Genomic DNA, 14,783 nt, shown 5'->3' on the forward strand with positions numbered 1-14,783 from the left:
TCATCTCTCCATCTCGTGACCAGTTAGCCGCAAAAAAACATCCTCGAGGTTCGGAGGACGCTGTAGAAGGCGTAAGCCCGAGCGCCCAAGAAGCTGGAGGCAAACCTGCTCTGGATGTGGCGTGTAGCAATAGAGAGTCTCGCCGCTAGCTTCGATGTGCCGCGCGTATGGTCCAATTATCGCACGTAGTTCACGCGGATTACCACCATAGACCTCGACTACATTGCAACCGATCTGCTCCTGGATGAGTACGCGGGGCCGACCTTCTGCAATTCTGCGTCCATCGTCGAGAACACACACCCGGTCACACAGTCGCTCGGCCTCCTCCATGAAATGGGTAGTCATTAAGATCGTTTTTCCTTTAGCTAGAAGTGAGCGAAGACGCTCCCAGATTAGGTGGCGCGCGTGCGGGTCGAGACCGGTTGTCGGTTCATCCATCACGAGCATCTCAGGATTATTGATCAAAGCACGCGCCAGGGACAGGCGCCTTCTCATGCCTCCGGACAACGTCGCGATGCGCGCATCCACCTTGTCCTCAAGACGGGCAAACTCTAGGAGCGACGGCGTAACCGCTTTAATGTCGCGAGCACTCATGCCGAAGTAACGCCCGAACACGATAAGGCCCTCGCGCACTGTAAACTCGCTGTCGAGATTGTCGAACTGTGTGACTACGCCAATGCGGGATCGCGCCAAGCGAACGCGCGCCGGCACGGGCTCGCCGAACACATTGATACTACCCGAGTCTAGCGGCGCTATGCCCAGGATCATGCGCGTGACAGTGCTCTTGCCCGCACCGTTAGGCCCTAATAATCCGAAGCATTCTCCGGGTGTAACGACGAAGGACAAGTCATCGACAACGACATTTTTGCCGTATGACTTCCTCACACCTTCAAGACTTATTGCTGTTATGGGCATTAAATCACACATCCTCTCTCAGGCGGCATTGCACGGTAATCACTGGCGGGTGTAATAAGCATCCGAACGACATTATTCACCAGCCGGTTCAGTGAGGGCGGTGATCGTTACGCGCTTCTATTACTGGAACATAGAATCTGGCCTTCAACCTAGATACTTAACCAGAAAATGGGCAATCTGGTGCAGTACACCGGAGCCACTTGCTGCGGCGTCAAACACTTCCGCTACGCACGCCCCCTTTCGCAACCACAGTCTGCAACGAAGGGCTACCATAAAGAAGGCAATATAAGTCAGACCCGCCGTGCGAAAGAGCGCTGGAACGGTGCCAGACTTGAATGTATCTGATGCTGCTATGTGCTTACTGTCACGGATTTTATGTAAACGCTTTTCTGCCCGTCGTATGGAGAGCCGCGGGACAACCAATTGCTATTACTGATTGTAAATAATGCATAAATCTTCAGCGGTATCAGTAAAAAGATGTTTATTGGCATGTGAAACAAGAAGCCGAGAAATCGAAGTTGGCGAGCACGGACAGATGCTACGCAGCAGCGAATTATTGTCATTAAGACGATCATTAAACTCGGCCACCACGGGACGGAGGCCGTCGAAAACACCTGTGCTATTCCCGCGATCAACGAAACAGTGAGCAATAGAAGCCCTATGTTCTGCCCAATCACATCCAGGGTCAGATAGCCGTCCAGTCTGGGAAGAATATATAGCGCGAGCAGCGTGTCACGGTAAGTACTACGCGCCCATCGCAGCTGCTGGCGCAGATACGAACTAAGTCTATCCGGGACGACAGTTGCTACACAGGCATCTGGTACGTACTCGGTTCGAAATCCTGCTTCTAGCATCAGTATCGTGAGATGCCGATCCTCACCAAAATTGCTTATTCTACCGCGAAAAACTTGTGTCTCGTACCGGTCTATCAACAGAAGCAGCGCGGACCGGCGGTACATCGCACAAGGACCGCAGCAGCACATAACGGCACCGAATCGACCTTGTGCCGCTCGTTCCTCATTACAGGCCAGCCAGTATTCCATATCAATCAACCGAGTCAACCATGTTTTCCGGCGGTTGCTAGCTGTTAACTGGCCCATTACCGCACCTACAGATGGATCTCGCATTCTCAGTGCGAGCTTTGCTACCACATCGCTATCCGCGGTCGTATCGGAGTCGATGTTGAGCACCAAGTCTCCCGTGGACCGGCGTATCGCCGAAATCTGGGCTTTGCGCTTCCCAACATTATCTTCCAAATTAATGAACACGAACCTCGGATCGTGGGCAAAAACATCGTGCACTTGTGCCAATGAGCCGCGGTTGTCTGAGCCATCATCAACCACGTATATCTGCAGTTTCCCACTATATTCCTGACTTGCAATTGAAGAAAGACACTCGAAAAGCGTACACGGATCTTCATTAAAGCAGGGGACAATGACATCTACGCTTGGCATGATACCCGAACCGACGAAAGCACTCCTTTTCGCTGGCGAAATAGTTGCGGGATCTGAATAAAAAATCTGCACGCCTTTGTAGAACGCCGAGAGTAGCGCGTATAGTGATACAGCGCCGATGCTGGTTGCCGCGAATTTATCCATCTTGCATCTGCCAGTTTAGTGATCTTAGGGAAGAAGGCAAATTTTGAACCCATGGTTATGCAACTCCGGAATGAGACGAGAAAGTGCGATGACGGTCTGCTCTCGCGGGCCGACATGAGTGCACGGAGCTGCGTCGCCGGGAGGACTACCGTCGTGCAGGAGCACGATTGCACCTGGACGAACTGAGTTTAGCACGCTGTCTATAATCGCATTAACACCGGGGCGCGACCAATCTCGGGGATCCACAGACCAGTGGAGAGCCGCAAGTCCAGCTCTGGACGCAATACTGATTACTTCCGTTGTCCATTTTCCGTACGGCGCACGCACATGCCGCAACGTACACTGTGGACAGGCCATGCGGATCGCTCTATTTGCCTGCAAAATCTCCTGCTCAACCGTATTCGGATCGCATATCGAAAAATCCGGGTGAGTCATGGTGTGGTTTGCCACCTCATGCCCATCTGAGATCATGCGCCGGATTAGCAGCGGCTCCCTTGCCGCGTACGCGCCAATGACACAGAACGTTGCCGGCACGCCGTATTCCGCCAGCACATCGAGAATACCGGGAGTGCAATGTGGATTAGGGCCGTCGTCGAAGGTCAAATATACACTGGAACGGTCTCCGCTTCGACCCCATCGGGTGGACAACTCGGATATACAATTAAATTTCTTCATAGTTCTGGTCCATTGCGATCAATTAGTGTACCTGGCGGCCAATGACTGACCGGCAGTTGAATGGGGAAAATTAGGATCAGAAGGTCCTCGACTCTCGTCGGTGGCATGTCGAGGCTCATGTCTCGGAGAGTGGAACGGACGCGAACCCCGGACACAGTGGCCGCCAAACCGGCCTTACCGAGCAGCCTGGTGAGGTGTTTCTGAAGCGCAGGCCGGACTGTGCCAAACCCGAAAGGGACACCGAGGTTTTTCAAAGCTGGATACAGCTCGAGCATCGAATAACTAACTCGCAATCCCTCGAGATCCAAACGTACTGCATACAATCCCAGTTCGACGACGAGTAAATCAACCATCCCAATTTTGATGAAGCGGCGTAGTGCGGCTATGTGGGCTGCGACGCCCTTCGAGTCGTAGCCGATAGCACGAAGTTCTGGTCTAGCACCGGCCCAACTGCGACCGCCTTCAAATGGCCTGGCATTATACGCGCCGCTCGGGTTGTAGGCGTTCCGCAAGAATTCAGCGAGTTCAGCGTGGTCAGCGAGATCCAACTCACTTTCCCAGCACAGACGCCATCGCACCTGCAAACGACCCGGATGCTCCTCCGTTCGGGAGATAGAGCAAAAATCTGGATTGATTTTCATGGTACGACTGCATGCCCAGCAAGTTTGGCACCGCCCTGTATGCTAGGACCACAGCACATTTGTAAAATCGATTGTTTTGATGTAACGCATCTGGGTGGTGGATAGGAGGGTAGATGCGCTTCAAGGGCCTCGATCTCAATCTTCTCGTTGCGCTCGACGCTTTGATGAAAGAGAGAAATCTCACCCGCGCGGCAAGCAGTCTCAACCTAAGCCAGCCCGCAATGAGCGCGGCTGTCGCGCGTTTGCGCGCATATTTCCGAGATGAGCTATTTATCATGCGGGGCCGCAAACTCGTTTTAACGCCACGCGCGGAGGAACTTTCCGCCCCAGTCCGCGAAGCTTTGCTGCATATTCAGCTCGCAATTGTTTCTCGAGATACCTTTGAGCCATCCCAATCAGAGCGGTGTTTCAGAATCGCTCTTTCTGATTTCATGACGGTCGTATTTTTTAGACGTGTGATGGAGCGGCTTACGACGGAAGCACCCGACATCAGCTTCGAGTTACATGAGCTCGCCGATGACCCTGACGAACTTCTTCGGCGTGGCGAAGCCGATTTTCTAATCTGCCCAGAATTGTTTCTGTCGGATGCGCATCCAAGAGCGTCTCTTTTCTCTGACACACTTGTTTGTGTAGGCTGCCGCGCGAACGACAAGCTATCGCGACAGCTTACATTTGATAGCTACGTGTCGATGCGCCACGTCGTAGCGAAATTCGGGCGCAAGCGAAAGCCTTCCCTGGAAGAATGGTTCCTGCTGGAACATGGAATAAAGAGACATATAGACATTGTGGTGCAGAGTTTCACTATGATACCGCATATGATTTTGGGAACTGATCGGATTGGAACGATACCATTAAGCCTTGCCAGGTATTTTGAAAATATCCTGCCTCTGCGCATCGTCGATTTACCACTTCCGTTTCCTGAATTTTGTGAGTCCGTTCAATGGCCGGCCCTGCATAATTCTGATCCGGCAAGTATTTGGATGCGGGATGTGTTTTTCTTTGAAGCGTGTAGGGTGGGCTCGCCGGGCAACGCTGCCTGATTGCTCAGAGTCTACCCCGTACCTGAATCACGGGTGATCAACCCCCACAGGGTGGCCCGAGTGGAATGTTAGTGGACCGTGGGCCTGTCCACCGCGGGTAGCTTGGCCGGCGGAGCCGGGCGGGCGAGCGCAGCCGGCCAAGCGGTCAAGGCCGGCACGAACACCTCCGGGGCCGGCGGTAGCCCAGGGAGGCGTGCGGCCGAACCCGTGCCGGGCTCGTCGAGCACGCCGCGATGGCGGCCTCGCTGCCATTGCCGATCATCCCGCGTCGGGCCGATCAGATCGATCCCGTGGCGCTCCTGGGCCTCCACGAACAGCGCCGCGTTCACGAAGCCGGTGTCGGCGATGTGTGTCCTGGGCAGCAGGCCCCGTGCAGCGAGCGCCGCGTGGATGGTCGAGGTCGTCGCGTCGTCCGAGACCGCGGCGGTCGTCGTCTCGACGTGGGTGATCAGGTTCGGGGTGCCATCGTCACACGTCTCGGTCAGATGCACCTTATAGCCGCTCCACACCGTCGCGCCCTTGCTCGCGTAGCGCGCCTCCACGTCGTACGGCGAGCCGATGTACCGACCCGACGGTGGCACCTGATCGTTCGTCCGCCACTCGACGCGGGCGCCGTCCGGGCCGTGCTCGACGAGGAAGTTCTGCACCCAGACGCGTCGCAGGATCTCGAGGGCCGCGACGTCCCGCAGGACCGGCGGCGCGCCGTCCGCTGTGGCGAGAGCCAGCAAGGTGAACCCATCGATACCGGTCTGCACCGCCCACGCCCGCCGGCCAGCCTGGCTCTTGGGCAGCCGGAACTCGCTCGCGCGAAGCCCGTAGCGTTCGACCCACGTCGGGGTCGTGCACGCGCGCAGCCAGTCGGGCGCCACCGTCGCCAGCTCGTTCAGCGCGTGGCGCAGTGTTTCCCCAACGGCTTCGAGCCGGCTCATTGTGCGCATCGCCCCGAGGACGTGCGTGGAGTCGCTGCGCTGGCGCCCGCCGCCCTTCAGCAGTCCACGCCCTCGTGCCAGTTCGAGGGTCGCGTCGAAGAGCCGGCTTTCCGCTCCATGAGCGAGAAGGCGCGTGCGGAACTCGCTCAAGACAGTGTGGTCGAAACCGGCGTCAGCCAGTTCCAGGCACAGCAGGTACTTCCAGCCGATCCGTGTACGGACCGCGTCGGCGGCTTGCCGATCGGTCAGCCCCTCCATGAATTGCAGCAGGGTCGCGAGGGCGAGCCGGACCGGCGCCTCTGCGGGCCGTCCCCGCGCTGGGAACAGGTCGGCGAAGTCGCCATCCTCCACGACCCTGTGCAGATCGTCGTAGAGGCGCATGACCGGATTGCCATTCGGAAAGATCGCGCGCGCGACCTGCGCGGTCCGGTCCGGCACGACATACGTGCGCTTCACGTCGAGCGACATCACCCACCCCCGGCTGGCTTGGGGCCGCATCGTCGCTCAAACGCAGCGCGTGGGTCGTCCTCTCATCGCAGGAGCCGCGCCGAATTCGCCACCAATATCAAAATGCGGGAGAGCCACGGGAGCGGGTCAACATCACCTGCCAGACCCCGAGACCGTGATGCGGCTTCTGCCAGCCTGGTTCGAGTACTACAACACCGTCCACCCGCACTCCGGCCTGCGCATGCTCTCGCCCCGAGAGTTCCTCAGCCGGAGTGCCTAAACCCGCCCCGCCGCTTGTCCGGTCAAACAGGGTGCACTCCACAAAACGGGCTCCCTCAATCCCGGCTCGACCGGTTCGTCATAATCTCCCAGCACTTCGCACCCCGCCTCCGTTGTCGATGGCCGGCAGGCGGGATCTCGTCAGAAGGCGGGCGCTCTGTAGACGTCGCCGCGCGTCATCACCGCCCAGGCGATCCGGCCGGTCTTGTTGGCCAGGGCGACGGACAGGACCCGCGCGGGCTTGCGCTCCAGGAGCCGCTTAGCCCGGGCGCGCCCGGGATCGTTTTGGCACGCCGTCCGGATCACCGCCGTGCCCCCCACGACGAGCAACTGCCGGAGACCGTGCCGTCGCCCTGCTTGCTAATGCCCCCGAGCCGATCCTTGCCGCCACCGCTATGCGGTCGAGGCGTGAGGCCGAGTCAGGCTGCGAACTGCCGGCCAGACCGGAAGATAGTGGGGTCGCGCACGGCCACCGTGATCGCGCTGGCGGTGATCGGGCCAATGCCGGGGATCGTCAACAGGCGGCGGCTCGCGGCGTCGCTGCGGAACCAAGCGACGATGTCGGTCTCGGCGCTCCTCAACTGTTCGTCGACCTCCTCGAGTTGGCCGATGAGCTCACGGATCGCCGAACGGGCCAACTCCGGCAGGCTGGCCTGCTCGGTCCTGAACTGCGCGATGGCGCTCTTCAAGCCGGCGGCACCCTGCGCCGCCACGACGCCGAATTCGGCCAGATGCCCCCGCAAGGCGTTGATCAGCATGGTGCGCTGCAGAACGAGTAGATCGCGCACCTTGTGCAGCGTGAGCATGGCCTGCTGATCGACAGAATCGCCGCGGAGAGGTCTGAAGCCGCCGAGCGGCGGTGAGGCGCGGACGCCTAGTCGTACTCACCGGTGAGCGAGATGTGATCCCACCCGAGCGGCGCGACGTGGGCCAACATCTCGTCCGGCCAGCGACGCCGTTGGCGCACAGCCGCCGCACCGCGAGGTCAACGTAGACGGCATTCCAACGGCCGATGGCTGCGGTGACAGCCTGCGTTCTCTGCATGCACGTGCAGCACTTGATGGGGTCAGCTAGGTGCGGGGCAGCTGGGTTGAAAACGCAGTCAGCGCAAGGCCGCACGCGGTACTCTTGGCATTGGACGCCAGGAGAATGGCTCCGTCCCGATCGCTTGGCACACTCCCACGGTGCCTGCTCACCGCGGCCGCGGCCAAGGCCGGGGTCCAACCCGCGGATATTCACCACGCCGAGGCATGAGACGCCTTGTGCTCCTTCAAATTAATGCTATAGGACAATGACCACCGCGACATATGTCAATGGGGAGGGTTCGGGCCGCTATGCATACGAGGCGTCTGTTCACTGTCATCGACAGCCATACGGCCGGTCACCCGACACGGGTGGTGACGTCAGGCATACCGGCGCTGCAGGGGCGCAGCGTGCGCGAGCAGCGGGATGATTTTCGCGCTCGTTACGACGGGCTTAGGACGCTTCTGCTTCATGAGCCGCGCGGGCACGCTGCCATGGCAGGTGCGATCCCAGTCCCTTCCATGATCGCGGACCAAGGGCTGTTCTTCGTCTTCTCGTATTCCTACGCTGACATGTGCGGTCATGCGACCATAGGTTACGTGGCGAGTCTAGCAGCTTTAGGTTCGCTCCCTGCGAGTTTTGAACAGAACGGCATGTCGATTGAGACGCCGGCCGGGATCGTGCACGTCAAAGGGAAATTTGAGGCGGGTCGGCTGACCTCAGTGATACTGCGAAACGTGCCATGCCACGTCTTGGCCAGCGACGTTGCCGTCGAAGCGGATGGCTTCGGTCAAGTGATCTGCGACCTCGCCTATAGCGGCATCACCTATGCCCTTGTGGATGCTGGCATGTTCGAACTTCCATTCGACATCGCAAATGCCGGCCACTGGTGCCGCGCGGGCATGGCCATCAAGGACGCGCTGAACTCAATTTCCGAAAATCCGAAGATCGACAGCGTCTTGTTCTATCACTCTGTGGATGGAGGAGCTCGCCACCTCGTGGTTCTGGCTGGCAACAAGTTCGACCGTTCACCTTGCGGGACGGGCACCTCTGCACGCCTTGCTCAACTTCACAGGCGTGGGGAAATCGCCCCGGGAGCAAGCTACCGCGCCGAGAACATCATGGGCGTGCCTTTCGTCGCTACGATCGCTGAACTCGCTGAGACCCGGTCCGGACAGCCCGCTGTGATTCCAGAAGTCCGCGGTATGGCGCACCTGAGTGCCTTCTCGACGCTCGTTCTCGAGGCTGAGGATCCGATCCCCTCGGGCTTTCTGCCCGGCTGAGTGGGTCGTCGGCCGACCATCTTATCGAGAAAATGCATTTATCGGCCAAGTGAATCTTCAGATGACACCCGAGTCATCTGTTGGAATAAGGACAAGTTTCAAAAATTTTTTCCTTCTAGATTGGAAGATAAGGAACCCGCCATGACAACGTACATGTTCAAGAACAGCCGTATCGTCGACGGAAGCATGGACAGGCCGACCGATCCAATGCAAGTCCTTGTCGAAAGCGGCAAAATCCGCGAAGTCGGCAAGGCAATCACCGCATCCGCAGACGAGACGATCGATCTCAGCGGTAAGGTGCTGATGCCGGGCCTAATTGATTGCCATGTTCACACGATTGCCGTGGGGGCCTCATTTGGGCGAAATGCGGAGCTTCCCGACTCGCTAGTGACGGCGCGGGCCTCACTCGTCCTACGAGGAATGCTGATGAGAGGTTTCACCACAGTCCGCGATGCGGGTGGGGCCGACTACGGCATCAAATGCGCGGTCGGAGAAAAGATCTTTCCGAGTCCGCGGCTCGTTATCTCAGGCAAGGCTCTCAGCCAGACCGGCGGTCACTGCGATTTCCGAGGCCGTTTCAACAGCCGACCCCAGGTCCATTCGGGCTTTCCGCTCGGGGCCCTAGGGCGCATATGCGATGGGGTTCCTGAAGTGCGTCTGGCGGCCCGAGAGGAGATCAAAGCCGGCGCCGACTTCATCAAAATCATGGCAAACGGAGGAGCCGCGTCGCCAACCGATCCCATTCACTTCCTCGGCTTCTCGCGTGAGGAACTCCTCGCCGTAGTCGAGGAGGCGAAAAACGCGGGTACATACGTGGCGGCCCATCTCTACACCGATGATGCGATCCGTCGCGCCGCCGAGGCAGGCATCCACTCGCTGGAACATTGCAATCTGATCCAGCCGGACACGGCCAAATTCGCCGCTGCTAAAGGGGCTATTGCGGTCCCGACCCTCGTTACATTCGATAAGCTTCTGAGCGAAGGCGCCCTGAACGGTTATCCGGCTGATGCAATCGAAAAGGTTAAGGTTGTGCAGGCTGCCGGAATTGAATCACTCACCATCATGCGGAAGGCCGGCCTGCCGATGGCCTACGGTTCTGACCTTCTGGGAGAGATGCACCGCCACCAGTCTGAGGAATTCGTTATCAGAGGGAAAGTGCTTTCCGCTCACGATGTTATCGCTTCCGCGACCACGGTAGCAGCAAAACTTTGCCACATGGATGGAAAGATAGGAACCGTGGCTCCAGATGCATTCGCTGATCTGATCGTGGTCGACGGCAATCCCCTCGACGATCTTTCTCTTCTAACCCGACAGGGTCAGCATCTGTCCCTCATCATGCAAGAGGGCGCGATCGTAAAAAGGAACGGTCTTAACTAAGGCGTACCCTGAAAGAAAAGAAGGGTTAACCGATGATTAACCGTAGACGAGCTATTGCTGCTCTGGCGAGTGCGACGTTGCTGTCGTCGGTCCGCAGCGGCGGCGCCCAGACAGGCGCGACCTTCCGGATTGGCGCTCTGAATCCCATCACCGGCGCCGGCGCCGCCTACGGCACCGGTATGCAGAAGATGATCCTTGCGGCCGCGGAAGAGGTGAATGCGGCCGGAGGCGCCGGAGGGCGGAGGATCGAGGTCTTGGCCGAGGACGATCAAAGCCAGCCACAGGCGGGCGTCCTCGCTGCCAAGAAGCTAGTCGAGATCAACAAGGTCCAAGCGCTGGTCGGAGTTTGGTCCTCCGGCGTCGCTCTGGCGACGATTCCCATCGCGAATGACGCAAACGCCATCTTCATGGCCACCTCCGGCGCGCCAGAGTTGACGAGTCCGCATGTTAACGCTAAGAAACTGGTCTATCGGTTCAACACAACGGGTGACGGATTCGGGAAGGCATTTGCCGAAGTCTGTACAAAGGAAGGCTTCAAGCGGCCTGCAACGATGGCCTTCAACAACGCCTCAGCCATCGGCATCGTCGAAGGCTTTCGCAAGGCGTGGGTAGCGAAGGGCGGCAAGGTCGTCGAAGCCGTAGTTTATGAGCCCAGCCAGCCCAGCTACCGGTCGGAACTACAGCGGGTACTGTCGGCCAAGCCCGACGTGATCGTCCTAGGATCCTACCTGGCCGACACCACCATCATCGTGCGTGAATGGTTCCAGACAGGTGACGCCCAGAAATGGCTCATTCCCGGCCATGCTGCGAATGCCGACCTAATCAAGGCTGTTGGACCGAATGCGAGTGAAGGCTTGCTGGTGGTGAACTCTATTTCAAACGAGGCGTCCACAGCTTACAGCAGGTATGACGCAGCCTACCGAAAGGCAATGCGCGAATCGGGCGCGGTGAACATCTACGCTGCCATGGCGTGGGATATGGTGATTGTGCTAGCGCTCGCGATAGAAGCTGCTGGCCCGAATGCGGAAGTCTACGATGTTAACGCCAAAATCAAAGAAATTGCAAATCCCCCTGGCAAGCAGGTCTCGAGCTTTTCTGAAGGCAAGGAGGCGCTCAGGACCGGAAAAATCAACTACGATGGCGCGTCATCTACAGTCGATTTCAACGACAGCTCTGACGTGATGCCGGACTTCGATCTTGCAATCGTCGAGCATGGCAAGATCAATCGTAAGTATATCGTCAAGATCTGACCGGCTTCGAGGAAGGTCGGCGTCCCCGCCGCACTTCCTACGCCAATGGAGCTAGCATGCCAGCTTTCGCTGAACTTTTCATCGGCGGCCTCATGTCGGGATTGGTCGTGGGCCTATCTGCTCTCGCGATCACACTTGTCTTCGGCATCGCACGATTTCCGAACGCAGCGACGGGTGATGTGATGACAGCTGGCGCTTATATCGCGCTGTCGGTGGCTGCCTTGACGGATTCAGTCATCATCGGAGGCCTCTTCGGCGCGCTAACGGGTGGAGCCCTCGCCATCCTCGCCTACCTGCTAGTGTTCCGGAAGCTATCGGGCCGCTCCTCTGTAACCAATCTTCTCGCGTCGATCGGCATAGCGTTCTTCTTGCGCGCCGTGATCGGTGTCGGTTTCGGGCATCAGCAGCAGGTCTTTCAGCTTCCCCTCGAACGACCCTGGCGCATCCTCGATGTCCGGTTCCAACCCGCCGATCTGAACCTGGTGATTGTAGCCGTAATCGCTCTGTCAGTCGTCTTCTTAATCCTCTACGCGACGCCGATTGGCCGCTGCATGCGAGCCGTCGCCGACGACCCTGGTCTGGCGAAGGTCTCCGGCATTTCTCCCTCCCGCATCATGATCGCGCTGTGGGTTTTGGCCGGCTCTGTCTCCGCAGTGGCTGGCGTCATGTATGGGATCAAGACTGTTGTAACGCCGGAGATGGGGTGGGACATGCTCCTTCCAGCGTTCGCCGCCGCGATCCTGGGCGGAATTGGTAATCCGGTTGGCGCGATCTGCGCTGGCATCCTCCTCGGAACCTTGCAGGAGGTCGCGACGCCTCTCGTCGGGTTCACCTACAAGATAGCTATCTCGTTCTTCGTTCTGCTGCTCGTGTTGCTTGTGCGCCCGCGGGGTTTATTCGGTCAAATTGAAGGGGTTCGCTGATGGAAGCTTACATCATCGCGATTCTGATCATTAGCGGAATCTATGTACTTTTAGCTCTTGGGCTGAATCTACAATACGGGCTAACTGGCATTACCAATTTCGGTCATGTTGGATTCTTCTGTATCGGAGCCTACACAGCGGCGTTATTAAGCCAAGTATCGGTTCCTTGGCCTTTCGCCTTTCTCGCAGGCGCAGCCCTCGCCGCCCTCGCGGCTTGGCCCCTCGGCCTCATTAGCCTCAAACTTCGGGACGATTACTTCGCCATCGTCTCGCTGGGCTTCTCGGAAGTGGTGCGGATCGTCGTCACGAGCGAGAAATGGCTGACGAAGGGCGTGCAGGGCATTACCGGTATACCCAAGCTGTTCGCTTTCCTCGGGACGGGCACCGCCCAGGCCCTAGCCGTGCTACTCCTTCTAGTCGCCGTAAACATGCTGGCTGGTCTGTCCAAGTCGCGCATCGTCCGATCTCCGTTCGGTCGAATGATCGAGGCAATTCGAGACAACGAAGAAGCTGTGAAGGCGCTTGGCAAAGACCCGTCGACGTTCAAGATCCAAGTTCTCATGCTTGGCGCTGCTCTCGCTGGTATTGCTGGGGGGTTTTATGCACACTACATCGGGTACATCGTCCCCGAGCAATTCATACCGCTGATCACATTTTACATTTGGATGGCAATCATTATCGGCGGAGTCGGGCCAATCTCGGGCGCGCTTGTTGGCACACTCATTCTAATGTTCTTCCTGGAGGGATCACGCTTTCTGCGAGGCTTCATCCCGTTCGTTTCCGAGGTCGAGATGGCCAGCATCCGCCTCGGTGTGATCGGGCTCGCTCTGGTCCTCTTCACGCTCTACCGGCCCCAAGGCCTCATGGGGGATTATACAAAGCGATGAACCTTAAGATAGAGGGTCTGACGAAAGTCTACGGCGCGCTTCGGGTCGTCGATGGGGTTTCGTTCTCTGTTCCGCCCGGCGACGTGGTCGGGGTCATCGGCCCCAACGGCGCCGGCAAGTCGACGCTGTTCTCGCTAGTGACCGGGTTCCTGGCCGCCAGCGAGGGGGCAGTTCGTCTCGACGGCAAACAAATCGGCCATCTCTCCTCGGTCGAACGAGCGAGAGCTGGAATGGTGCGCACTTTCCAGGTACCCCGGGAATTCAGTCATCTGACCGTCAAGCAGAACCTGATGGCGGCGGCGCCAAAACAGAGCGGCGAGCGCATCGCCGACCTCTTCTTTAAAATCAGAAAAGTTCGTCAGGAAGAGAAGGTGATCTCCTCTGAAGCCGATGCCATGCTGGACTTTCTGCGACTCACGCGGATCGCGAACTCGCCGGCTGGCCGGCTTTCTGGAGGTCAGAAAAAGCTTCTCGAGCTCGGTCGTGCGCTGATGACTGGTGCCAAGCTGATCTTATTGGACGAACCTTTCGCTGGTGTAAATCCAGTTCTGATTGAGGAGATCGCGGAGCGCATTCGGGAGTTGAAGAACCGGGGCATCGGCTTCCTAATCATTGAACATGATCTCGGTGCACTCACTCGTCTCGTCTCTACGCTTCACGTGATGGATCGTGGGCGCCTGATTGCGTCCGGCCTTCCGGCTCATGTGCTGGCGTCCAAGCAGGTTCGCGAGGCCTATCTCGGAGGGTCGTCATGATTGTTCTGTCCATCGAGGGCCTGAAGGGTGGCTACGGCGAGGTCGACATCCTGAATGGCATCGACCTTGAACTCGAAGCAGGTGAAATACTGACGGTTGCCGGAACAAACGGTGCGGGGAAATCTACTCTTGCGAAGGCCGTGGTCGGGCTGCTGCCGCGCGTTGAGGGGAGTGTGCGGCTCGGAGGAAGAGATGTTACGCGACTAGCAACCGAGAAGCGGGCCCAGAATGGTATCGGCTATGTGCCGCAGGTGGCTAATGTCTTTCCTTCATTGACGATCATCGAGAACCTCGAAGTTGTTCAGGGAGTGCGTGATTCAAAATCGCGAATTGCCGAGGTGTTCAGACAGTTCCCTGCCTTGGCCGAACGCAAGCGGGCGCGTGCAGGGAGACTCTCCGGCGGCGAGCGTCAGCAATTGGCGTATGCGAGAGCCCTCATGACACGACCTCGCGTGGTGGTGCTCGACGAGCCAACGGCTGCCCTATCTCCGGCATTGGTCGCCGACAGCTTCTCTCGCATTGCGTCCCTGGCAGCAGACGGCACCGGTATCCTGCTGATCGAGCAAAGGGCTCGGCAAGCGTTGGCTATCTCAAACCGCGGAGCGATCATGGATGGTGGGCGCGTCGAGATGGCGGGTTCGGCGAACAAATTGCTGAACGATGAGAAGGCAGCGGATCTGTATCTGGGGCGTTACTCCACTTGATTGCCGGACCAGGCAGTTTTAAGCTCCCGAGACTCGCTGTAATGATCGGCGGCCCGT

General features: G+C 58.4%; 12 protein-coding genes and 4 pseudogenes. 9 read left to right on the forward strand and 7 right to left on the reverse strand.

What is annotated here, in order from left to right; translation table 11 throughout:
• The 4 genes from nodI to QA634_RS19445 all read right to left on the reverse strand — a co-directional run bounded on the left by nodI (position 1) and on the right by QA634_RS19445 (position 3,829).
• Complete coding sequence (gene nodI / locus QA634_RS19430) at positions 1-915, reverse strand: nodulation factor ABC transporter ATP-binding protein NodI (RefSeq protein ID WP_050777498.1); 915 nt, start codon at positions 913-915, stop codon at positions 1-3.
• A gap of 350 nt (positions 916-1,265) precedes the next feature.
• Positions 1,266-2,513 carry a chitooligosaccharide synthase NodC gene (gene nodC, locus QA634_RS19435; protein WP_012333604.1) on the reverse strand — a complete coding sequence of 416 codons (1,248 nt, stop codon included), beginning with the start codon at positions 2,511-2,513 and terminating at the stop codon, positions 1,266-1,268.
• Positions 2,514-2,537: 24 nt separating this feature from the next.
• A complete protein-coding gene (nodB, locus tag QA634_RS19440; protein ID WP_050777499.1) occupies positions 2,538-3,188 on the reverse strand; it encodes a chitooligosaccharide deacetylase NodB in 651 nt (216 codons plus the stop codon).
• Positions 3,185-3,829, reverse strand: a complete 645-nt coding sequence (locus tag QA634_RS19445) for a NodA family N-acyltransferase (protein WP_012333606.1) — start codon at positions 3,827-3,829, stop codon at positions 3,185-3,187. Before QA634_RS19445 ends, nodB begins: the two co-directional genes overlap by 4 nt.
• A gap of 113 nt (positions 3,830-3,942) precedes the next feature.
• Here QA634_RS19445 and QA634_RS19450 point away from each other — a divergent pair, with 113 nt between their 5' ends.
• Positions 3,943-4,869, forward strand: a complete 927-nt coding sequence (locus QA634_RS19450) for a LysR family transcriptional regulator (protein WP_012333607.1) — start codon at positions 3,943-3,945, stop codon at positions 4,867-4,869.
• A 68-nt stretch (positions 4,870-4,937) separates the two neighbouring features.
• Here QA634_RS19450 and QA634_RS19455 read toward each other — a convergent pair.
• Positions 4,938-5,074: pseudogene (locus QA634_RS19455) on the reverse strand (IS3 family transposase); the annotation flags it as partial.
• Positions 5,061-6,266 (reverse strand): annotated as a pseudogene (locus QA634_RS19460) (transposase); the annotation flags it as partial. The pseudogenes QA634_RS19455 and QA634_RS19460, both read right to left, overlap by 14 nt.
• Before the next feature lie 136 nt (positions 6,267-6,402).
• Here QA634_RS19460 and QA634_RS19465 point away from each other — a divergent pair.
• Positions 6,403-6,525 (forward strand): annotated as a pseudogene (locus QA634_RS19465) (integrase core domain-containing protein); the annotation flags it as partial.
• Between the two features lie 140 nt (positions 6,526-6,665).
• Here the strand turns inward: QA634_RS19465 and QA634_RS19470 are convergent.
• Positions 6,666-7,348: pseudogene (locus QA634_RS19470) on the reverse strand (IS110 family transposase); the annotation flags it as partial.
• A 510-nt stretch (positions 7,349-7,858) separates the two neighbouring features.
• Here QA634_RS19470 and QA634_RS19475 point away from each other — a divergent pair.
• The 7 genes from QA634_RS19475 (at position 7,859) to QA634_RS19505 (ending at position 14,726) form a co-directional block, all read left to right on the forward strand.
• A complete protein-coding gene (locus QA634_RS19475) occupies positions 7,859-8,830 on the forward strand; it encodes a proline racemase family protein (protein ID WP_012333609.1) in 972 nt (323 codons plus the stop codon).
• Positions 8,831-8,971: 141 nt separating this feature from the next.
• Positions 8,972-10,207, forward strand: a complete 1,236-nt coding sequence (locus tag QA634_RS19480) for a metal-dependent hydrolase family protein (protein WP_012333610.1) — start codon at positions 8,972-8,974, stop codon at positions 10,205-10,207.
• A 32-nt stretch (positions 10,208-10,239) separates the two neighbouring features.
• Complete coding sequence (locus QA634_RS19485) at positions 10,240-11,457, forward strand: ABC transporter substrate-binding protein (protein WP_012333611.1); 1,218 nt, start codon at positions 10,240-10,242, stop codon at positions 11,455-11,457.
• 56 nt (positions 11,458-11,513) lie between these two features.
• Positions 11,514-12,380 (forward strand): branched-chain amino acid ABC transporter permease, encoded by an 867-nt coding sequence (locus QA634_RS19490; protein WP_012333612.1) that lies wholly within the window; start codon positions 11,514-11,516, stop codon positions 12,378-12,380.
• Entirely contained in the window at positions 12,380-13,267 is an 888-nt protein-coding gene (locus tag QA634_RS19495; RefSeq protein ID WP_012333613.1) for a branched-chain amino acid ABC transporter permease, read from the forward strand. The genes QA634_RS19490 and QA634_RS19495 overlap by 1 nt, the downstream gene beginning before the upstream one ends.
• Positions 13,264-14,022 carry an ABC transporter ATP-binding protein gene (locus QA634_RS19500; protein WP_012333614.1) on the forward strand — a complete coding sequence of 253 codons (759 nt, stop codon included), beginning with the start codon at positions 13,264-13,266 and terminating at the stop codon, positions 14,020-14,022. The genes QA634_RS19495 and QA634_RS19500 overlap by 4 nt, the downstream gene beginning before the upstream one ends.
• A complete protein-coding gene (locus QA634_RS19505; RefSeq protein WP_012333615.1) occupies positions 14,019-14,726 on the forward strand; it encodes an ABC transporter ATP-binding protein in 708 nt (235 codons plus the stop codon). The genes QA634_RS19500 and QA634_RS19505 overlap by 4 nt, the downstream gene beginning before the upstream one ends.
• Positions 14,727-14,783: the final 57 nt, after the last annotated feature.

Source organism: Methylobacterium sp. CB376 (assembly GCF_029714205.1).
In the GTDB taxonomy this organism is placed as follows: Bacteria; Pseudomonadota; Alphaproteobacteria; order Rhizobiales; family Beijerinckiaceae; genus Methylobacterium.